At 35.6% G+C, this 19,999-nt stretch carries 20 protein-coding genes; 7 read left to right on the forward strand and 13 right to left on the reverse strand.

What is annotated here, in order from left to right; genetic code table 11:
• The 11 genes from EG342_RS00575 to EG342_RS00625 form a co-directional block, all read right to left on the reverse strand.
• Complete coding sequence (locus EG342_RS00575; RefSeq protein WP_027374694.1) at positions 1–474, reverse strand: Fur family transcriptional regulator; 474 nt, start codon at positions 472–474, stop codon at positions 1–3.
• A gap of 67 nt (positions 475–541) precedes the next feature.
• Positions 542–2,536, reverse strand: a complete 1,995-nt coding sequence (locus EG342_RS00580) for a KUP/HAK/KT family potassium transporter (RefSeq protein WP_103293951.1) — start codon at positions 2,534–2,536, stop codon at positions 542–544.
• 113 nt (positions 2,537–2,649) lie between these two features.
• A complete protein-coding gene (locus tag EG342_RS00585) occupies positions 2,650–3,630 on the reverse strand; it encodes a pyruvate dehydrogenase complex E1 component subunit beta (protein ID WP_103293950.1) in 981 nt (326 codons plus the stop codon).
• A 95-nt stretch (positions 3,631–3,725) separates the two neighbouring features.
• Positions 3,726–4,346: a hypothetical protein gene (locus tag EG342_RS00590; RefSeq protein ID WP_103293949.1), complete on the reverse strand. Its 621-nt coding sequence runs from the start codon at positions 4,344–4,346 to the stop codon at positions 3,726–3,728.
• Between the two features lies 1 nt (position 4,347).
• On the reverse strand, positions 4,348–4,845 hold the full coding sequence (locus EG342_RS00595; protein WP_103293948.1) for an RNA polymerase sigma factor: 498 nt from the start codon (positions 4,843–4,845) through the stop codon (positions 4,348–4,350).
• A 101-nt stretch (positions 4,846–4,946) separates the two neighbouring features.
• Positions 4,947–5,366 (reverse strand): DUF2147 domain-containing protein, encoded by a 420-nt coding sequence (locus EG342_RS00600; protein WP_103293947.1) that lies wholly within the window; start codon positions 5,364–5,366, stop codon positions 4,947–4,949.
• Positions 5,367–5,566: 200 nt separating this feature from the next.
• Positions 5,567–7,489, reverse strand: a complete 1,923-nt coding sequence (locus tag EG342_RS00605) for an LTA synthase family protein (protein WP_103293946.1) — start codon at positions 7,487–7,489, stop codon at positions 5,567–5,569.
• A gap of 61 nt (positions 7,490–7,550) precedes the next feature.
• On the reverse strand, positions 7,551–8,408 hold the full coding sequence (locus tag EG342_RS00610; RefSeq protein ID WP_123868009.1) for a lysylphosphatidylglycerol synthase transmembrane domain-containing protein: 858 nt from the start codon (positions 8,406–8,408) through the stop codon (positions 7,551–7,553).
• Entirely contained in the window at positions 8,405–9,346 is a 942-nt protein-coding gene (locus EG342_RS00615) for a glycosyltransferase family 2 protein (RefSeq protein ID WP_317126833.1), read from the reverse strand. The genes EG342_RS00610 and EG342_RS00615 overlap by 4 nt, the downstream gene beginning before the upstream one ends.
• Positions 9,300–10,955 carry an ArnT family glycosyltransferase gene (locus EG342_RS00620; RefSeq protein ID WP_103293944.1) on the reverse strand — a complete coding sequence of 552 codons (1,656 nt, stop codon included), beginning with the start codon at positions 10,953–10,955 and terminating at the stop codon, positions 9,300–9,302. The genes EG342_RS00615 and EG342_RS00620 overlap by 47 nt, the downstream gene beginning before the upstream one ends.
• Positions 10,956–11,008: 53 nt before the next feature.
• Complete coding sequence (locus EG342_RS00625) at positions 11,009–11,782, reverse strand: hypothetical protein (protein WP_103293943.1); 774 nt, start codon at positions 11,780–11,782, stop codon at positions 11,009–11,011.
• Positions 11,783–12,004: 222 nt separating this feature from the next.
• Here EG342_RS00625 and EG342_RS00630 point away from each other — a divergent pair, with 222 nt between their 5' ends.
• The 5 genes from EG342_RS00630 (at position 12,005) to EG342_RS00650 (ending at position 15,140) form a co-directional block, all read left to right on the forward strand.
• Complete coding sequence (locus EG342_RS00630; protein ID WP_103293942.1) at positions 12,005–12,718, forward strand: CDP-alcohol phosphatidyltransferase family protein; 714 nt, start codon at positions 12,005–12,007, stop codon at positions 12,716–12,718.
• 68 nt (positions 12,719–12,786) lie between these two features.
• The gene (locus tag EG342_RS00635) at positions 12,787–13,551 is read left to right on the forward strand and encodes a 3'-5' exonuclease (protein WP_103293941.1); all 765 of its coding nucleotides are present in this window, start codon (positions 12,787–12,789) and stop codon (positions 13,549–13,551) included.
• Between the two features lie 3 nt (positions 13,552–13,554).
• The gene (locus tag EG342_RS00640) at positions 13,555–13,956 is read left to right on the forward strand and encodes a putative signal transducing protein (RefSeq protein ID WP_103293940.1); all 402 of its coding nucleotides are present in this window, start codon (positions 13,555–13,557) and stop codon (positions 13,954–13,956) included.
• Positions 13,957–14,037: 81 nt separating this feature from the next.
• Complete coding sequence (locus EG342_RS00645; RefSeq protein ID WP_103293939.1) at positions 14,038–14,643, forward strand: fumarylacetoacetate hydrolase family protein; 606 nt, start codon at positions 14,038–14,040, stop codon at positions 14,641–14,643.
• Between the two features lie 59 nt (positions 14,644–14,702).
• On the forward strand, positions 14,703–15,140 hold the full coding sequence (locus EG342_RS00650) for a universal stress protein (protein WP_103293938.1): 438 nt from the start codon (positions 14,703–14,705) through the stop codon (positions 15,138–15,140).
• Positions 15,141–15,222: 82 nt separating this feature from the next.
• Here the strand turns inward: EG342_RS00650 and EG342_RS00655 are convergent, their stop codons facing one another.
• Complete coding sequence (locus tag EG342_RS00655; RefSeq protein WP_103293937.1) at positions 15,223–15,456, reverse strand: DUF6341 family protein; 234 nt, start codon at positions 15,454–15,456, stop codon at positions 15,223–15,225.
• Positions 15,457–15,498: 42 nt separating this feature from the next.
• On the opposite strand from EG342_RS00655, the gene EG342_RS00660 reads away from it, so the two are divergent.
• Positions 15,499–16,404 (forward strand): DUF6427 family protein, encoded by a 906-nt coding sequence (locus EG342_RS00660; RefSeq protein WP_103293936.1) that lies wholly within the window; start codon positions 15,499–15,501, stop codon positions 16,402–16,404.
• Between the two features lie 6 nt (positions 16,405–16,410).
• Positions 16,411–16,995, forward strand: coding sequence for a DUF3109 family protein (locus EG342_RS00665; protein ID WP_103293935.1), 585 nt, complete (start codon positions 16,411–16,413; stop codon positions 16,993–16,995).
• A gap of 76 nt (positions 16,996–17,071) precedes the next feature.
• On the opposite strand, the gene EG342_RS00670 is transcribed toward EG342_RS00665, so the two are convergent.
• Positions 17,072–19,930 carry a M16 family metallopeptidase gene (locus EG342_RS00670; RefSeq protein WP_103293934.1) on the reverse strand — a complete coding sequence of 953 codons (2,859 nt, stop codon included), beginning with the start codon at positions 19,928–19,930 and terminating at the stop codon, positions 17,072–17,074.
• Between the last annotated feature and the right edge of the window lie 69 nt (positions 19,931–19,999).

Here is a 19,999-nt window from a genome sequence, read left to right on the forward strand (position 1 = left end):
TTAGTCATTCTTAGTGCCATAGAAATACAGCGAATGAGAATCAATTTTTACGCCAAAAGCTTCTTCAATGGCTTCTTTGATTCCCTGGATTCTTGGGTCACAGAATTCAATAATTTCTTCAATTTCTTTATCAGAATCTTTTTTGTAGATCACCAGGTGATCATGTTGTTTGTCAAAATAAGACTTCTCATAAGATGAAGAGGTCAATGTTTTTTCTCCGAACTGATGCTTACGGATCAAACCTGCATCTAGGAAAATCTCAATAGTATTGTAAATGGTTGCTTTAGAAACATGGTATTTCTTCTGCATCATCAGAAGATACAGGTCATCAACATTAAAGTGATGATCCATATTATAAATCTCTTCCAATATCGTATATCTTTCAGGAGTGTTTCTGAACCCTTTTTCTAAAAGGTAATTTCTTAAAACATCCTTGATCAAAGCTATATTCTTTTCTTTTTGTACTGTATCCATTAAAAAAATTATCTACAAATTTATTGATTTTTATTTAAATAGATAGTATGGTTACACGCTCCCTGGATCAGGAATTGTGTCGGAAGTAACCAGATTGTTCGATCTTATTGTCATAAACAGTCAGTTCTGTGATCGGTGCAGATTCTACTTCAACGTTGTGAGAAGACACTCCCCAAGCCTTAAAGTCATCACTTCCTATATACTTAACAAAGTTGTAGATATTAAGGATAATCTTCTGTTTAACAGTCAAAAGAATATCGTTGATATAGGTGTTATCAATAATCACATATTTCAGATCCGGTGGTATATTATGAGCTCTTAAAGACGGATGGCTGCTTCTTGAAGGAATGGTTTCCTCTGCCATTAAATCTTTAAGCACCATATTAAAATAATCATTGATTCTTCGGTCTACTTTAAATCCTAAAAGGAAATTAATTTTATAAACCGTTCCAGGCAGAATTTCATCTACCGTATATTTGAATGTATATGGATCTTCCTGATTGACAATGCTTAAAATAAAGTAATGATCTGCTCTTTTTGGCTGTTTTTTGATGATGGAATAAATAATTTTTGATTCTACCTCATCATTTCTTTTTGCACGGCTCAAATAAGCCAGATTGGTTGCATATTTCGGAATAGTTTCATCCAGTTTCATATCTTTAAGAATAGAAACATATTTTTCAATTTTTACAAACTGGATAAATCTTGTCTTGATCAGTCGACCATTATACCAGGCATACATAGATAATCCTATGGAACCGGCTAATACAACTGTAATCCAACCTCCTTCCATGAATTTGATAATATTGGCACTAAAGAACCCTAGTTCAATAGACAAATACGTCAAAGCAAAGAATAATATTAAGACTTTACTTATTCTATGTTTCAATAACCAGAAAATAAGTAGAATTGTTGTCATCAACATCGTTACTGTAATGGAAAGACCATAGGCCGCTTCCATTTTTCCCGATTCTCTGAAATGCAGTACTACAATAATACACAAGATCAAAAGTCCCCAATTGATTCTTGGAATATACATCTGCCCTTTAACCCCTGAAGGGTAATCAATTTTCTGATTAGGCCATAAGTTAAGAGACATTGCTTCTGAGAAAATGGTAAAAGAACCTGTAATTAACGCCTGGCTGGCGATAATTGCTGCTGCAGTTGCTAAAATAACACCCGGGATAATCATCCACTCTTCCATAATCCCAAAGAACGGGTTTACTACAGAAAATCCAGGCTTGCTGTAATTGGTCAGAAGCCATGCTCCCTGCCCAAGATAGTTTAGAATAAGCATAACCTTTACAAAGCCCCAGCTTACTCTTATATTTTTGGCACCACAGTGTCCCAAATCTGAATAAAGAGCTTCTGCCCCGGTAGTACAAAGGAAGACTGCACCTAAAATAACGATTGCACTTGGTGAATTTACAATAAGCTTGTATGCATAATAAGGATTGAAAGATCTTAAAATCTCAAAATTTTCGCTTAAATGCATTACTCCCAAACCGCCCAATACCAAAAACCAGACCACCATTACAGGGCCAAAAAACTTCCCGATAAAGCTGGTTCCGAATTGCTGTACCACAAAGATTACAATCAAAATTCCAATGGTGATAGGAACAACAGGCGTATGGGGATTATAAATTTCCAAACCTTCAATGGCCGACATCACTGTAAGCGACGGCGTAATCACGCCATCTGCAATAAGTGCGGCTGCTCCTACAATTGCTATAAGATACAACCATCCTTTTTTGAGGTTTCTAACTAGTGAAAACAAGGCTAAAATACCTCCTTCTCCTTTGTTATCCGCTCTTAGAGCAATGATCACATATTTGATGGTAGTCTGAAGGGTCAGTGTCCAAATAATACAGGAAAGTGCTCCTTCTATATATTCGTTAAAGGGCATATTACTCCCTTGATTCCTTGCATTTACAATCGCTTTCATTACGTAAAGCGGTGAGGTTCCTATATCTCCAAAAACAATTCCGAGAGAAACTAAAACTCCAATAAAAGAAAGTTTTTTTATATCAAAATGATAACCATCTTCTGTAACGTCTGCCATGTCAGCTTATTTATTTTAAACGCGCAAATTTATACTAATTTTATGACGTCAAGAACTTTTCTTCATGAATATAATAAATGAAAAAACTTCCTTTCGGAAGTTTTTTTCTATTACTATTTTACGTACATCGCCTTTTTAATTTCCTCTTTTACTTTTTCAAGCTTAGGGAACCACTCTGCAAATAATGCTGCAGAATAAGGTGCAGGTGCATCAGGAGTGGTAATTCTCTTGATTGGAGCATCCAGATAATCGAATGCTTTTTGCTGTACCATGTATGTAATTTCCGAAGAAATTGAACCAAACGGCCAAGCTTCTTCTAAAATAACTAATCTATTTGTTTTCTTTACAGATTCTAAAATTGTATCAAAATCAAGAGGACGAACGGTTCTAAGATCAATCACTTCAACAGAGATTCCTTCTTTTTCCATATCTTCAGCTGCCTGAATAGCCAACTTCATGATTTTACCGAAAGAAACTAAAGTAACATCTTTTCCTTCTCTCTTGATATCAGCTTTTCCTATTGGTAAGTAATATTCTTCCTCAGGAATTTCCATTTTATCACCGTACATCTGCTCAGATTCCATGAAGATTACCGGGTCATTATCCTGGATCGCTGTTTTCAACAATCCTTTTGCATCATAAGGATTAGAAGGTACTACTACTTTAAGACCAGGACAGTTGGCAAACCAACCTTCAAAAGCCTGAGAGTGAGTAGCTCCTAATTGTCCTGCAGAAGCAGTAGGGCCACGGAAAACGATTGGACAGTTCCACTGCCCGCCACTCATCTGACGGATTTTAGCCGCGTTATTGATAATCTGATCAATTCCTACCAAAGAGAAATTGAATGTCATAAATTCTACGATTGGTCTGTTACCGTTCATTGCTGCACCAACAGAGATCCCGGTAAATCCAAGCTCTGCAATTGGAGTGTCAATTACTCTTTTCGGACCAAATTCATCCAGCATTCCTTTTGAAGCTTTATATGCACCATTATATTCTGCAACTTCCTCCCCCATCAGATAGATGGATTCGTCTTTACGCATTTCCTCGCTCATTGCCTGTGCAATTACCTCACGAAAAGTATATTCTGCCATATTTTCTTGAAAAATTTAGACTACAAAAATAGTGTTTTTTTATTATACACATAATAAAAAGGCATCTCATTTGAGTGGAAGGACTTAATATTAATTTATTTAAAACCGTTTTCTTCCTGTTTACTCAATTCTTTGTAGTTGTTTCTAAGATCAACAAGAATTTTACCATAAGTCCTTTTGTAAACCACATATAGAAGATAAAACCCAATCAACGTGACAACTCCAAAAATCACATAATTCCCCATTTCAGGTACCATTGTTTCAGGGTTACTTGGTGGCCCCTTAATGTGATGGCCCGCATTCCATCCGTCTTTTGCTCCTGCCATAAAATCTCTGGTATCATGGTCAAAACGAATGATACTATCTATGAGAGCAAAAAGTACTGAAAGACATGCATACCCCAATATTATCCTTCTCAAGTTTAAAATATTCTTCATCAATGTAGTACTATTCTGCCCGGATTTCATGGCACGAAACAGAAGCACAGCAAGTATTGTAAAAATTACAAACAATCCCATTCTAATATAGGGGAACCGATAGTCTATATAGCCATAGACAGTCCACAACAAAATTTCTATAAGCCCAATAATCAGTAATGTTTTGGTGATAGAAACTGATTTATTTTTTATCATATTAAAAATTTCGTTTTCAGAATACTCTTTAAACTCACCTGTACCTTTGTTCCAGTCTTTTTTTAATAATTCCAGTTCTTCCATATTATTTTGTGCTTATTTTATTTTTTAAATTGTTTTTTGCTCTGTTCATTTTCACTCTTGCATTCCCTTCGGTGATTCCCAGAATGTCACCAATCTCTTTGTAAGGTTTATCTTCCAGGTATAACATTATTAAAGCTTTTTCTACATCAGATAATTCATAAATTGCTTTGTACATCTTCTTCAGTTTATGTTCATCATCTTCGTAATCTTCATATTCCATTTTCAGAGACGAAACATCTATTTCAGAGGTCTGCATGTTCTTTTTTTGAGGTTTCCTGAACAGAGCAATGGCTGTATTCAGAGCTACACGATACATCCAGGTAGAAAATTTTGCTTCTCCTTTAAATCCTGAAAAAGATTTCCATAACTGGATGGTTATTTCCTGAAAAAGGTCCTGATGGTCTTCGGGATTATTGGTATATATTTTACATATTTTATGAATAAGCCGTTGATTGGGCTTAAAAAAATCTACAAAAGTCTTCTCCTGTTCTGTGCTCATATATTATAAGTGGGAAGATTTTATTTTCGTTACAGATATTTTCAAAAAAAAACAACATTTCATTTCTGAAATGCTGCTTTAAAATTCTATTTAAACTTATATTAATTAGCTTTCTCCCAAACCTGGGTTCTTCCTAATAAAGATAGTCCTAAGTAACCTCTTACATTCAGCTTATCTCCGCTTCGTGTAATTGTACATTTGTACGTTTTCCCTGTTTTAGGATCAGTAATGCTTCCGCCTGTAAACTCATCTCCATCTTTTTGTAATCCTCTGATGATTTCCAATCCCAAAATTGGTTTTCCTTTTCTGTCATCCTTACAAGGTGTACAATTGGGATCAGCAGGTTTTATCAACAATTGAGAAACTTTTCCATAATATTTCCCATCTGACTTTTTAAATATCTCCACAATAGATTTTGCCTGTTTTGTTTCGTCATCTATTGTTTTCCACTTGCCTTCTATCTGTGCAAAAGTAAGCACACCGAATAAAGAAAGCGCGAATGTTAATAATAATTTTTTCATATTTCTTATAGTTTTAATTTCAATACAATATTCTTATCTATGTATTGATAAAAATATAAATTAATTTTCAACAAACAAAAACTTTTGTTATACAAAGCATAAAGGCTATGGAAGACTGCTCAAAAGCAAAATGATTTAAGGTTGGAGGAGAGAAGTTATTATTGCCGTTTTAAAAAAATTCCGCCCTCCAGATTTTATATTTAATTCAGCTTTCTGTTAATCACCCTGTTCATATAATCCTGATACCAGGCTTTTGCAGTTTGCTTTCCTTTTTCTACTTCCGGAGTTTTAAGCTCCTTGATCAGGTTCTTTTCAAGTCCTAAATCAGCTTTATCATATACCCCTACGATATCTTTACCGTCAAAACGATAGATATAATTCCCGATCATAAACTGTTCTGTGCTTCCGTCAGAGTTCACAATAATAGAAGAATAATCCTTATCACTTACCAGACTTCGTCCCCAGCTTCTTATGGGTTTATTGTATCCGATAAGATCTGCCAAAGTAGGATAAATATCTGTTTGTTGTGCCATTTCAGGGTTTACTCCTTTTAACTGATAATCCGGATTAGGGGAATAGAATATCAATGGAACGGCAAACCGGTTCATTGCTTTTTCATATTCAGGATAATAAATCTGATTGGTATGATCTCCTGTAAACACGAAGATTGTATTGTGGAACCAAGGTTCTTTTTTAGCCGTTTCAAAATATTTTTTAATGGCATAATCCGTATATTGTATCGGTTCATGCATTTCTATTTTCCCTTTTTTAAACTTATCATTATATTTCTCAGGAATTTTAAAAGGGTGGTGTGAAGAAGCGGTAAAGACAGTGGTCATAAAAGGCTGCTTCTTTCCTACATTTTTGGCAAAATACTGAAGAAAGGGTTCATCCCATATTGCCCACATTCCATCAAAATCCTCATCGTGATTGTATTCTGTTTTTCCAAAATAATGCTTAAATCCTAAGATATTACCGAATCCCAGAAATCCCATAGAACCATTGGGTGCGCCATGGTAAAAAGAGGTATCGTACCCAAGATCATTACAAACAGAAACTATAGACTGTATTTTCTGGTTAGAATATGGTGAACCCGTAAAAGCATCTGTAAGACTGGGAATCCCTGCCAACACACTGCTCATGCCGTGGATAGATTGTCTCCCATTGGCAAATGCGTTAGGAAAAATAAGACTCTGGCCGGCCAGACTATCCATAAACGGAGTATAGGAAACATAGTCTTTAATATTTTTCTCTTTATTAAAGGCTCCGGAATATTCTCTTCCGAAAGATTCTACAATGAAAATAACAATGTTGGGACGGTTTTCAACTTTGCGATCATATACTTTATAAGGTTGGACATTTTCATCAATATATTTTTCATCAACGAAATGAACTTCCTTAAAATTATTGGTATTTAAAGTTCTGAAGAATGAAAAAGTACTATTAAGAACGACATTTCCTTGCAGAGGATTAGCTACAAACCGGGTAGCATCCACCATATTGATAGGTCTTGTACTGTGTTTAAAATCTCCACGGATCCCTCCTACCACCAATACTGTTGTGATGCATAAGGTAAGTATGGAAAAAATAAAGTACGGAATCAGCTGCACAGGTTTCCTTTCTTCTATTTTTATCTTTTTATATAAAAATACCCACAGGGCCATTAAAATAACATACCAGATAAAGACAAACGGGTGCTGTCCTATGGAAATCATCAGCGTCTGGGAAACATTAGACTCATGTTCGGCTACCTGAAATACTGCTGATGTAAGCCTGGCCTGCGAAAATTTATAATAAATAAAATCTCCGAAATTCATTCCGTATGCTACCCCATTGGTAATGAAGTAAATCCAGAACAGAACTTTTTGAAAGCCTTTTTTGGTATTGATTACCAACGGCAAAAGACTCAGAAGTATGAATAGTGCATTAACGTATAAAATCGCAGTGGTATCGAAAGCTATACCATGATAAGCCAGCTTTATATACTCTGAAACGGAATCAACTTTTATCAGGTCTTTATTAAAGTACCAGAATAAAAGTCTTGCGATCTGATAAAAAAAGTATGCTAAAAAAATTCTGTACAATAAAACCAGAATTTCCTGTTTTCTAATTTCCTTTTTCATGACATGCAAAGGAAATTAAAATTATTAAAATAAAAAAACGCTAAAAAGAATAATTTTCAGTTTACGAGGAATAGGTATCTGTTTTATATTTAAAATGATAAAAGCAAAGACCGGCAAAAGCTACAATAGCTGTAATGAAAGAAAATAGAACTGCAGCAGAAACTGAAATATCAGGATTAAAGGTAAAATACTGTGCCGCTTTCATAAAAAGCCATTCTCTGACACCAATTCCGGAAAAAGAAATAATGCTGAGTGTGGAACTGATCAGAAAGACCACAAAATACAACACCATACCATCAACCTGCATCAATGATTTTAAAATAAAATACACTGAAACCAGCTGAAGCACCTGTACGCTTAATGAATATAGTAATGTCTGGTAAAATATATTTTTAAATTGAGGAAAATAGGTTCTAAAAAAAAGTCTAGCCAAAAAGATGGTAGTAATGACTATTGGAATGATCAATAGCTTCAGGGCACCGCTCAACATCATCGTCATTAATCCCTCAATCAAAAGAATGATGGCAAATAATCCGGAAATCCTGTCGCAAAATACCGACTTGGTCAGTTTCTTTATATTCCATCTGAATTTTTTATGAAGTGTATAAATTTTATAAGCATCACCGCCTACTCCTCCGGGAATAAAGAAATTATAAAACATTCCCAACAGATAAAGTTTAAAATTATCCGTCTTATGAATCAAAAAGTTCTGGGCATGAAAATATAACAACAATCTCTGAGATGAAATCATCTGAGAAAGACCAAAAACGCCTAACGCCAGAATCAAAAAAAGAGGATTACTGGTTTTAATAAGCTTTCCGATCTCAGAAAATGGAATCTTTCTGAAAACAAAATAGAGCAATACCCCGCTAACACCTACCTTCAGCATAACGGAAGAAATCTTTCTGAGCTTTTTCAAAAAACAGATACATTTCGGATATTAAACGGTCGCTTCTTTTGTGATTCGTAATAGGTTTTCATCAGCAGATCTATAATAATCCCTGTTGTGAAAAGCTGTATTCCTACAAAAACCAACAAAATTCCCAAGATGAGTAAAGGCCTTCCACCGATTGGATATCCCATGAGCTTTTCAATGAACAAATAAGTATTGATCAGTATTCCTGCTATAAAAGTGGCAATTCCTATATTTCCAAACAGATAAATGGGCTTCGGAAGATATTTTTGATTAAATAGCAGTAAAATCAGGTCATTGATGACTTTGGTCGTTCTTCCGATCCCATATTTGGAAACCCCGAATTGTCTTGCCCTGTGTTTGATAGGCACTTCAGCAATCCTTGCTCCGTTAATATAGGCATGAAGGGTAATAAAACGATGTGACTCACCGTATAAATCAAGTTTTTTTGCCGTTTCTCTGGTAAAAATTTTCAAAGCACATCCATGATCCGTGACATTGAGTTTTGTCGTTGTTCTGATAATAAAATTAGCGATTTTGGAAGGAAAAGTTTTCAAGAGGTTATCTTGTCTCTTCCGACGTTTTCCCACCACAAGATCATATCCGTTTTCATTGATATTATTAATCATCATCGGAATATCAGACGGATCATTTTGCAGATCTCCGTCCATAGTAATAATATAATCTCCGGAAGCATAATCTATGCCGGCCATCAACGCTGAACTTTGGCCGTAATTTTTTTTCAACTCTATTAAAACGACGTGAAAAGCGGCAATATCTTTAATGATCTTCACCGTTCTATCAGTGGAGAAATCATCAACAAGGATCAGTTCATAACGGAAACCTCCCATAATGCCTTCTATAGCATCAATGAGCAAAGAGACATTCTCTTCTTCGTTATAAAGTGGAATTACAATTGAGTAGGATTGGTCTAGATTCATCATAAGCTGTGATTTTATATAGGTAATGTATTTTTCTATCTGAATAGTTTTTGGAAGGAGGAGCCTCCTCATTGTCGTCAAACATTCCGACGTAGACTGACTTCCAGCCTAACTGATTAAAAGGTTTCAATAATTCAGTCTTATTGGAGTTCATCGTGAGATAAAATTCTTTTTCTACAGGATAGGTAAGTGAATCTCCAGGTTTTATCTCAGGGATCACTTCCTGGTATCTGAACCAAACTTCCGGTGAATATTCTGCATAGGAGTATAGTTTTAGATTTTCCTGACGGATCTTTTCTTTGATCGTAACCAGGCTTTTAAATTTCTTATTATTGCTGAGCATCTCATCCAGAATAGGAATACCAAAAATTCCTGTTCCGATTACCAGTAGAATAACGACACAAAACGCATGTTGAAAATTTCTGTCCCCATATATAAAATACAGGATTCCGATACCGGTAAGATAGGTGGTAATAGAAAACAAAACGGTCATAATATCAGTTTCCAGAGGCAGAAAGTAAACTCCTATTGAAAAAAACAGAGATACGATTGCAAGTACAGTAAATATGATTGTATTCAAATTGAGTTCCCATCTTTTTAAATTAAAACTCTGAAAAAGGTATTGAAGATAATAGCCTGTAGTAGCTGCCAGCGGTATCATCATTGGAAAGAGATAACGTTCTTTCTTTGAAGGAATCAATGATAATAAAATCAGTGAAAAAAGAGTCCAGTAAAAGAAAAGTGAATAGATTTTGGGCTGCTTCACTCTTTTGATCAACATTGGGTAAATAAGTCCTATCACGCTGTAAAAAATCCAAACACCGGTTTGTACAGGAAAACTTAAATATCTGGTAAATGGTTTTACATCCCGGTTTCCTCTGGCAGTGGCTTCTTTTTCCATTACGGCCAGAAAAGTATCCGGATCAGAAAAGTAGATATAAAAATACCACGAAAAGCCAATAAAGACGGCAAAAAGAGCACATAAAACTATCCCTTTTATGTTCTGCAATTTTGGCCATCCAAAAACAATACTATATCCCAGATAAAAAGGCAAGAGCACTACATAAGGACCGACAGGACCTTTGCTCAGTATTGACAATCCGAAAAATAGCCCTGCAAACAGATAATTAGGTATCGTCCTGATTTCTTTCAGTGCTAAAATAAAATAATAGATCCCGATAATCATAAAACTATAGCTATAGATATCCCAGTTGGCTCGTCTTCCGACATAAATTACCAGAAAGTTTGTAATTAAAACAAGAGACGATATAGTAGCTAAACGCCTATTGTCAGAAAGAAAATTGACAATTTTATAAAAGTAAACAACAAGCAGCAGAGAGGATAGTGCTGCCGGAAATCTTAAGGCAGATATATTTCCACAGCCAAAGAGAGCTCCTGTCCACGCACTCATCCAGGTTGGAAATGGTGGCTTCTCGTACCTTGGAACACCATTCATCGTCGTAAAGATCCAATGTCCTTCTTCTACCATTTCTCTTGCAGAAACAAAGTTTCTGGCCTCCATAATATCCACATACAATTTTCCTAAATGGACGAAAAGAAGAACGACGACAGCCACCATTAATAAATAAAATAGTTGTTTCTCATTTTTCATATGATAAGGAGTTTGTACATGGCATCAACAATTGCTTCACGGCTATTGTTTTATTATTTTTTTGAAAAAATTTCTTTTGTATTGATGGGATTATACACGATCAGGAACATGATCAGTGCAAAAGCATATTCCCAAACCTCCCATTTTTTGGAACTGCTAATCAGGATAAGAATAAGCAGTGTAGCCATCAGAAAGATCAGAATATGAACAGGTCTTGCAACCGGAATTCCGAACTTATTGATGAATGCTCTTACTTTTGAAACCTTGAGCCACAAGATGGGAAGCACCAGAAAATAGAATCCAAAGCCAATTGACAACACATTGGAAAAGATGAGTTTATTTAATTTTACCTTTCCTACAACCAGATTATGCAGGTTTGTTTCTTGCTGTGCATTATTAATTTTAAAAAATTCTGAAGACTGGATATTAAATATTCTTTGTCCCCAGGAGATTTCTTCACCGGCTCCAAAAAAAAGTCCTGCAACCATTAACATCACTCCAAATTTCCAAGCTTTACTATAATATGACTGCAATTTCAGGAATTTCAGAGCCAGGGTAAAACTGCTTAGAAACAAAAATAAAGCGGTAAGGTTTTCATAAAAACCATCTTCTTCAACAAGTTTTTCAAAATATTCAGAATTTGTCAAAGAAATATAAACCGCACAAACCACGGCAATAAGAAGCATTATCGAAATAAGTTTCTCAAAAATTCCCAAATAACTGGTGCCCAACGTGAGTTCCGAAGATATATAAGGTACATTATTAGTTTTCTTTTTATCGAGGTCACCTCCAGCAAAACCTCTTTCTACGACTATAATTTTTTTCATCATTCATTTATTTAATTAAACAAGAACAACCCATCATGGATCTATTGAGATGTAACAGATTGTTTTTCAGAAACAAAATTATCACTCAATGTTTTGATTGCTATTGTTTAAGCCTCCCATTTTATAGTCTGAAATTCTCCATGTGATGAATTAAAAAATTCTGATCTATAACCAGTGTTGGATATTATTCAACCTAAGTTTTAATTCCTTATTTTTGTATCTATGAATTTTATAAAGAATAACCTGGCTAATGCCCTAACCCTGGCTAATTTATTTGCAGGGTGTATAGGGGCGATACATCTTATTTTAGGAGATTATCAGACAACAGCGATTTGTCTTATTCTTTCCGCTGTTTTCGACTTTTTTGATGGTTTTGTAGCCAGAGCCTTAAAATCAAATTCAAACCTGGGACTTCAGCTGGATTCTCTTGCTGATATGGTGAGTTTCGGATTAATTCCCGGACTTACTATGTATAAAGCATTGGAGCCTTTCGGATCACAATTACTCGGATTCCATTTACCGTTTGAAGTCAAGTATATCGGTTTAACTGCAACGACTTTTTCTTGCTTAAGACTGGCGATTTTCAATCTTGATGAGGAACAGAGATATTATTTTAAAGGACTGAATACTCCTACCAATACCGTTTTATTGTTTGGTTTATATTATGCTTTTAAGGAAAAAGGAAATTTCGCTTTCTTGTTTGAGAACGAATTATGGCTTGTTGTACTCACACTGGTTACTTCGTTCCTTCTGATAAGTCCTGTCAAAATGATTGCGATGAAGTTTAAATCTAAAGCATTAAAAGACAATTATCCCAAAATAGCATTACTGGTAGGCGGGATTGCAATTCTTGCCCTGTTTCAGATTGTGGGAATTCCACTACTCGTTATTTATTATATATTGGTATCTCTGATTTTTCAGAAACAACTGAAATAGAATGATAAAAGTTAAAAACATCATTTTTAAATAAAACACATTTTCAAATTATTAATTATCAACACAACATGAACTTAAAACTCCATAAACCGCTTTGTATTTTTGACCTGGAAACTACAGGAACAAACATCGGAAAAGACAGAATCGTTGAGATTTGTATTTTAAAGGTGAACCCTGATGCATCCAGAGAAAGTAAAACATGGCGTGTAAACCCTGAAATGCTGATTCCGAAAGAATCCAGTGAGATCCACGGAATTTATGATGAAGATATAAAGGATGCACCCACCTTCAGAGACATCGCTTCTAAAGTGATGGAAATGATCGCAGGGACAGATCTCGGAGGGTTTAATTCTAACAGATTTGATGTTCCGCTATTGGCCGAAGAGCTTTTAAGAGTAGGAATGGATTTTGATTTAAGCAAATTCAAATTGGTAGATGCACAAACTATTTTCCACAAAAAAGAGCCTAGAAATCTAGGAGCTGCTTATCAGTTTTATTGTGGAAAAACATTGGAAAATGCACACTCTGCAGAAGCGGATGTGATGGCCACTTTTGAAGTATTGGATGCTCAGGTGGGAAAATATGATGATATTCCCAATGAGATTGCTCCGTTAAGTGAATTTACTTTCCATAATAAAAATGCGGACCTTGCCGGATTTATCGGGTACAATGAGAAAATGGAAGCGGTCTTCAACTTCGGAAAGTATAAAGGGCAGGGAGTAAAAGCTGTATTCCAAAAGGATCTGGGATATTTCGGATGGCTTCAGAATGCAGATTTTCCGCTGTACACCAAGAAGGTTTTTACAAAGATTCAACTCTCAAGTAAATTTTAAGAAATGTCAAACCTGGTTCGTTTTAAATTTTATGAAACTGCCCTTGAAGCCAACAGGGATAAACAGATATTGGCAGAAAATGGGATCAACAGTTTTATTGCGAATGAACAGTTGATACAATCTGACTGGCTGCTATCGCAAGCCGTAGGCGGAATACAGCTTCAGGTCTTTGAAGATGATGTAGAAAAGGCAAAAGAGGTTCTTCAGGATTATAATGAGAATGAAAAATTTTCTCTTGAGGTAGAGCACACCATTACTGATCCCGAATTTGATTTTGTATGCCCGAAATGTGGCTCCAATCATATCTACAGAGATGACAGCGCTACAAGCTTTTTTGGGATATCTTTTTTAACGAGTCATAAGTTCAAATGCTACTATTGTGGAAATGAGTTTTCCCACGAATAAGTAAAAGATAAAACATTTAGATTAATAAGAAGATGGCTTCGTTCCTCACAATGACGGAGTCCGACAAATAAATAAAGAATTATGAAGATCATCTGTATCGGAAGAAATTATAGTGAACATGCGAAAGAATTAGGAAATGAAGTTCCGGAGAATCCTGTTATTTTTATGAAACCGGATACCGCAATACTGAAGGGAAATGATTTTTATATCCCTGAATTTTCGAATGATATCCATTACGAACTGGAAGTGGTTGTAAAAATATCAAAAGGCGGAAAGTACATTCAGAAAGATTCTGCCCATAAACATTATGAAGAAATTGGCCTGGGAATAGATTTTACGGCCAGAGATCTTCAAAGTGAACTGAAAGGGAAAGGTCTTCCATGGGAGCTTGCCAAAGGATTCGATGGTTCTGCTGTCGTTGGAAATTTCTTTAAAAAGGAAAATTATAATCTTGAAAACCTGTCATTTTCACTCTTAAAAAACAAACAAAAGGTTCAGGATGGCAATACAAAGGAGATGATATTCAATATTGATGATATTATTGCTTTTGCTTCCCAATATTTTACTTTGAGAGTGGGTGACCTTATTTTTACGGGAACACCAAAAGGGGTTGGAAGAGTGGATGAAAATGATATTCTGGAAGCTTACCTTGAGGACGAAAAAATCCTTGATATCCGAATATTATAAGTATTTAACATCAATCTTTAGCAAATTTTTCATATCTTTAGGTAACAAAATGAAAGGTTATGATAAATATTGTATTGCCCGTAGATTTTGGGGACAAGACAGACCAATTGGTGGAAGGTGCCATAAAATTTGCAAAACAGCTTAACGGCAGAATTTACCTGATCCATGTAGCGCCATCGGATATTGGCTTTGCCATCGGTGATATGGGATTTCAATATTTTCCGGAGGTAGAGGCCAATGAAATCAGAGAAGAACTGGTTCAGCTCAATAAAATTGAACAAAGAATCATTGCTCATGATATCGATTGTGAACACCTTTTAAAACAAGGGCTTGCCAAGGATATAATTCTGGAACACGCTAAGGATAAAAATGCAGATTATATTGTAATGGGATCTCACGGAAGAAGTGGAATTTATGATGTATTTGTAGGAAGCCTTACCAAAGGAATTACAAAGAGTTCCAGCATCCCGGTTCTGGTACTTCCTATCCACGACTAAGAAAAGAAAATTTTAATCGTTAGTATAAAAAAACCGATCAAATAAAATTATTTGATCGGTTTTTTACTATATAACCAATTAATTAACCTTCTTTTTTATAGATATTCGGATCATAGTAAGGATTCTTACCTTCCGTTGGAGAATAATAGTCTTTATCTTTGTCGCCACCTAATGTTACCACCAGTACATAGCACCAATAAGTAAATAGTACACAGCAAACTGTAAATAAAATCCAGTTTAACACATTACCGAAAGTATCAAAGAAACCGAAACTCCATTTAAAAACTTTGCTTAAGAATAGAAAGAAAGACGTCATTATTTTCCTTTTTTAAATTAACTTTGTACAAATTTATAAAAAATGTTTAAATTACTTTCAAAAGAAAGCAATATTTTTTCAATTCCTGTTTATATTGGTTTTCTTCTTTTAGTAGTAATAATATTTAACATACTGAATTTCAACACTTATGAAGCTATTATTGCCGGAATAACTTTTCTGGGAATTGCTTTGGGATATTTTTGTTTTCACAGTATTGCTCTTAATTATCAGACTCATCTTCCTTTATTCTTATATACCTGTTTTGTTTTTGGGTTATATCCCGGAAATCTGGACATAGGAATAGCGGTTTCATTGCTTACGAATTCATTTCTCATTCTTCTTCTCACCAGTGCAGATGAAGACATCAGAAAAAAATCTTATGTGCTGGTAGGAGCAATTGTGGCACTGAACTTTATTTTCCTTCCCACCACGTGGCCAATGGCTGTTTTTGTGATCATTCACGTAATTGCAACTTCTGCCAAAATAGGATTAAACCTGTTCAGATTTCTTCTGGGAATTGTGATGATTGCATTCAGCTACTTTTCTGTGATGTATTTTGTTCAGTTCACCACCTGGAATATCGATTACTTTCCTTTCGGAAGGATGAAGCCTGTCACAGATTATACGGAACTATTGCCTTTAATTCCGGTTATTCTGATGCTTATTTATGCAGTATATGACCATTTTCAAAACTATAATAAGAAAAGCCCGATAAGCAGATACAAATATACTTTTCTGCTGGTCTTTTCCCTGGCGCAGCTTGCTACCATTATTCTTTACATGAATAAAAACTATGAATATCTGCTGTTATTAGCATTTCCTTCAAGTATTATTCTGAGCAGAATGATGAGATTTTTACCCAAATATTGGATGCAGGAGGCCGGCTTATGGCTTATCATTATTAGTTTACTTACCTTTAAAGCGGGTACAGTTTTTGACTTATTTTAAAAAATTATGATTCAGATAGACGATAAATTGATTTCCGAGGAAATTTTTTCCGAAGAATTTGTTTGCAACCTTACCAAATGTAAGGGAGCATGTTGTGTGGAAGGAGATGTAGGAGCTCCGTTGGATAAAGACGAGCTTGAAATATTGGACAGTATTTTTGATAAAATAAAACCTTATCTTACTCAGGAAGGCGTTAAAGCCCTTGAAGAACAGGGAACATGGACTACTGATCCGCACGACGGAATGTATGTTACTCCAATGGTGGAGGACCGCGAATGTGCTTATGTAACGTTTGATGAAAAAGGAATTACCAAATGTGGTATTGAAAAAGCTTATGAAGACGGCGCAGTAGAATGGCAGAAACCTATTTCCTGTCACCTGTACCCTATCCGTGTTACAGAATATTCTGCATTCACGGCTTTAAACTATCATGAATGGAATGTATGCAGTGATGCCTGTACGCTTGGAAAAGAACTTCAGGTTCCTGTATATAAGTTCTTAAAAACACCATTGATCAGAAAGTACGGTGAAGAATTTTATACTGTTCTGAGCGGAGTTGCTGAAGAATGGAAAAAAGAATATGGTTCTTAACCGTTCAGGATTTGAATTGAAATAAAAAGCCGCAGAAAATAATTTCTGCGGCTTTTTATTGATAGACAGGTAAAACTTATTGTTTAACTCCTGTTCCATTTGTAACATTGAAATCGGGTTCAGCTGTTTTTGCATTTTCCCATCCATCTTCCGGCATAAGAATGGCAATCTTTCTGCCTTTAGACAGATATTTCTTCGCAACATCCTGCAGGTCTTTTACCGTAAGTGCTTTTACTTTATCTTGATAGTTCAGAATAGCATATTGGTCACTTCCGTCTACCTGGTTTTGGGCAATTCCCTGCAACCAGAATCCGTTATCTTTAAGGCTTGTTTTATATTCGTTGTATTCTCCTTCTTTATATTTATCCAGATCTTTTTGTTCTGGACCTTTATCAATAAGTTTCTGAAGTTCAGCCAGAGCACTTTTTGTAAGCTTGTCTACATTTTCAGGTCCACAAGGGAAATTGATGCTAAAGCTATAGCTGCCGTAAGGAATTTTACTTAAGCCTCCGCTTGCTCCTCCGCCATAAATACCGCTTTCATTTTCTCTGAGTTTTTCAAGAACTTTAATTGTTGTAACTTCTCCAAGTGCCGACAGGGCAAATGCTTCTTTTTCATTGTATGGAGTTTCTCCGCTGTAAGAAATCGTTATGAGGCTTTTAGGCTCTTTCCCTTTTTTGTACACTTTTGTAAACTCACCTTCTATAGGTCGGTAACCGGTATCTTTAAAAGTAGAAGATTTTCCTGTTGCAGGAAGGCTGGCAATATAATGCAGCACTTCACTTTTAAGCTGAGACTCATCAACATTTCCTACAAAATAGAAGTGAAAATTACCTGCATTGGCAAATTTCTGTCTGTAGATGTCATATGCTTTTTTATAGTCTGTATTAGCCCAATCTTTTTCTGTAGGAGAAAGCCCGATAAATCTTGGATTCTTCTGATTGACAAACTTTGCATATTCGTTGGAAAAATAATATTCCGGATCCGACTCCACATGAGTAAGCATCGCAGACTTTTTTGTTCTATAAGCATTAAAGGAATTCTGATCGTAATTTAAGTCTGTAAAACAAGCATATATAAGCTCCATAGCCGTCTTTAGATCTTTTTTAGAACTTGTTCCTGAAACCCCTTCTGTCATTCCGCTGATATAGGAACTTGCACTCACTTGTTTGCCTGCCAGATAATGGGTAAGATCAGTTTTGGAGAGACCTCCTAATCCGGCTTCCAATAAAGCATCGAAAGCAAATTCTGTTTTGCTGTAATCAGCATCGGGAATTATTGAACTACCTCCTAAACCCAATGCTGCAAATACAATTTCATCATCTTTGAAATCAGTTTTCTTAAAAGTAACTTTTGCTCCGTTATTTAAAGTCCATGTTGTGGTTCCAAGTTTTGCGTCCGTTTCTGTCTTCGTAATTTTTCCTTCAGACTTGAAAGGTTTTACCAAACTCTCAGCTTTAGTTTTTTCCTGGTATGGCTTGAGATCAGCTAATTTTAATTTCTCAAATGTATCCAGAACCATAGCTTCTGTTGGCATCGTAATATTGTTCTTCTCAGGGCCTGTAATCACCACTACTCTGCTATCATCTTTTACTAGTTTACCAATGATTTCGTTTGTTTGTGCGAGACTTACACCAGGCAAAAACTTTTTAACCTGATTATATTCCCAGGTAATATCCGGCATCGGCTCTTGTCTCAGAAAGTTATCGACATATCCACCGATCAGTTCATTGCTTTCATTCTTATCACGATTATTATAAGCCCATTCATAAGAAGAAAGGATCTGTATTTTTGCTCTTTCCAGTTCAGATGGTGTAAACCCGAATCTTTTGGCTCTTTCAACTTCTTGTAAAAGAACTTTCAATGCATTCAGCTGATCGCCATCTTTGGTAGCTGCAGCTCCCTGGAAAGCCTCTTTTGTTCTCGCATACGTTCCACCATGATACACCGAACCATAGGTAAACGGAGGGTTTGTTGAGTTAATAAGTTCTCCCAACCTACTGTTCAACATGATATTCACAAGACCTTCTACAATGCGCTGATTATATTGCTCCACCGTTACATCCGGCTTATAGGCTTCAGTATCTTTAATTATAAATTGTACTCCCGAACTGGTTGCATCAGGATCTGTCTCAATGGCCACAAGGGTTTCTTTGTGATTCGGAAGATCAAAACTTTTTCTTTCTTTTGGGTGTAAAACTTTTTTATACTTACCAAAATTATCCTTTATCTTCTTTTCAACTTCTTCTACATTAATATCTCCCACGACTATAATTGCCATCAGATCCGGTCTGTACCAATCCTGATGAAATTTTCTGAGCAAGTCCGGGTTGAAATTTTCCAGTACTTCTTTTTTACCAATCGGAAGTCTTTCTGCATATTGCGATTTATACAATTGTTTTGGAAGATATTTATCCTGCATTCTTTTATCTGCACCAAGGCCCAATCTAAGTTCTTCCAATACAACTCCTCTTTCTTTATTAATCTGTTCATCAGAAAGAGTTGCATTAAATGCCCAATCTTCCATCACCTTCAATCCGGCATCCAGATTTGCCGGTTTATCCAATGGAACGGGAAGCATATAAACGGTTTCATCAAAACTAGTGTAGGCATTAAGATGCTGTCCAAATTTCACTCCGATTGATTGTAGAAAATCTACTAATTGATTGTCCGGAAAGTTTTTGGTTCCATTAAAATTCATGTGCTCCATAAAGTGAGCGAGCCCTCTTTGATTTTCATCTTCAAGAATAGATCCGGCGTTGATCGCCAAACGAAAATCTACTTTCTTTTCCGGAAGTGCATTTTTCCTGATATAATATTTCATCCCGTTCGAAAGGGTACCCATTTTTACGGAAGGGTCTAAAGGAATATTTTGTCCGAAAATGCTTGAGGAGATCAGGCAGAAAACCGCCATTGAAAATAATCTTTTCTTCATATGTCATCTTTTTCGGTACAAAAGTATATATTATTCGTAGACTAAGGAAAATCATAGTTCTAAACTATC

This window comes from Chryseobacterium lactis (genome assembly GCF_003815875.1).
In the GTDB taxonomy this organism is placed as follows: Bacteria; Bacteroidota; Bacteroidia; order Flavobacteriales; family Weeksellaceae; genus Chryseobacterium; species Chryseobacterium lactis.

Bases quoted from the DNA above. Each gene is read 5' to 3' on its own strand.
- EG342_RS00575 (WP_027374694.1), bottom strand. From the start codon at position 474: ATGGATACAGTACAAAAAGAAAAGAATATAGCTTTGATCAAGGATGTT.
- EG342_RS00580 (WP_103293951.1), bottom strand. From the start codon at position 2,536: ATGGCAGACGTTACAGAAGATGGTTATCATTTTGATATAAAAAAACTT.
- EG342_RS00585 (WP_103293950.1), bottom strand. From the start codon at position 3,630: ATGGCAGAATATACTTTTCGTGAGGTAATTGCACAGGCAATGAGCGAG.
- EG342_RS00590 (WP_103293949.1), bottom strand. From the start codon at position 4,346: ATGGAAGAACTGGAATTATTAAAAAAAGACTGGAACAAAGGTACAGGT.
- EG342_RS00595 (WP_103293948.1), bottom strand. From the start codon at position 4,845: ATGAGCACAGAACAGGAGAAGACTTTTGTAGATTTTTTTAAGCCCAAT.
- EG342_RS00600 (WP_103293947.1), bottom strand. From the start codon at position 5,366: ATGAAAAAATTATTATTAACATTCGCGCTTTCTTTATTCGGTGTGCTT.
- EG342_RS00605 (WP_103293946.1), bottom strand. From the start codon at position 7,489: ATGAAAAAGGAAATTAGAAAACAGGAAATTCTGGTTTTATTGTACAGA.
- EG342_RS00615 (WP_317126833.1), bottom strand. From the start codon at position 9,346: ATGATGAATCTAGACCAATCCTACTCAATTGTAATTCCACTTTATAAC.
- EG342_RS00620 (WP_103293944.1), bottom strand. From the start codon at position 10,955: ATGAAAAATGAGAAACAACTATTTTATTTATTAATGGTGGCTGTCGTC.
- EG342_RS00625 (WP_103293943.1), bottom strand. From the start codon at position 11,782: ATGAAAAAAATTATAGTCGTAGAAAGAGGTTTTGCTGGAGGTGACCTC.
- EG342_RS00630 (WP_103293942.1), top strand. From the start codon at position 12,005: ATGAATTTTATAAAGAATAACCTGGCTAATGCCCTAACCCTGGCTAAT.
- EG342_RS00635 (WP_103293941.1), top strand. From the start codon at position 12,787: ATGAACTTAAAACTCCATAAACCGCTTTGTATTTTTGACCTGGAAACT.
- EG342_RS00640 (WP_103293940.1), top strand. From the start codon at position 13,555: ATGTCAAACCTGGTTCGTTTTAAATTTTATGAAACTGCCCTTGAAGCC.
- EG342_RS00645 (WP_103293939.1), top strand. From the start codon at position 14,038: ATGAAGATCATCTGTATCGGAAGAAATTATAGTGAACATGCGAAAGAA.
- EG342_RS00650 (WP_103293938.1), top strand. From the start codon at position 14,703: ATGATAAATATTGTATTGCCCGTAGATTTTGGGGACAAGACAGACCAA.
- EG342_RS00655 (WP_103293937.1), bottom strand. From the start codon at position 15,456: ATGACGTCTTTCTTTCTATTCTTAAGCAAAGTTTTTAAATGGAGTTTC.
- EG342_RS00660 (WP_103293936.1), top strand. From the start codon at position 15,499: ATGTTTAAATTACTTTCAAAAGAAAGCAATATTTTTTCAATTCCTGTT.
- EG342_RS00665 (WP_103293935.1), top strand. From the start codon at position 16,411: ATGATTCAGATAGACGATAAATTGATTTCCGAGGAAATTTTTTCCGAA.
- EG342_RS00670 (WP_103293934.1), bottom strand. From the start codon at position 19,930: ATGAAGAAAAGATTATTTTCAATGGCGGTTTTCTGCCTGATCTCCTCA.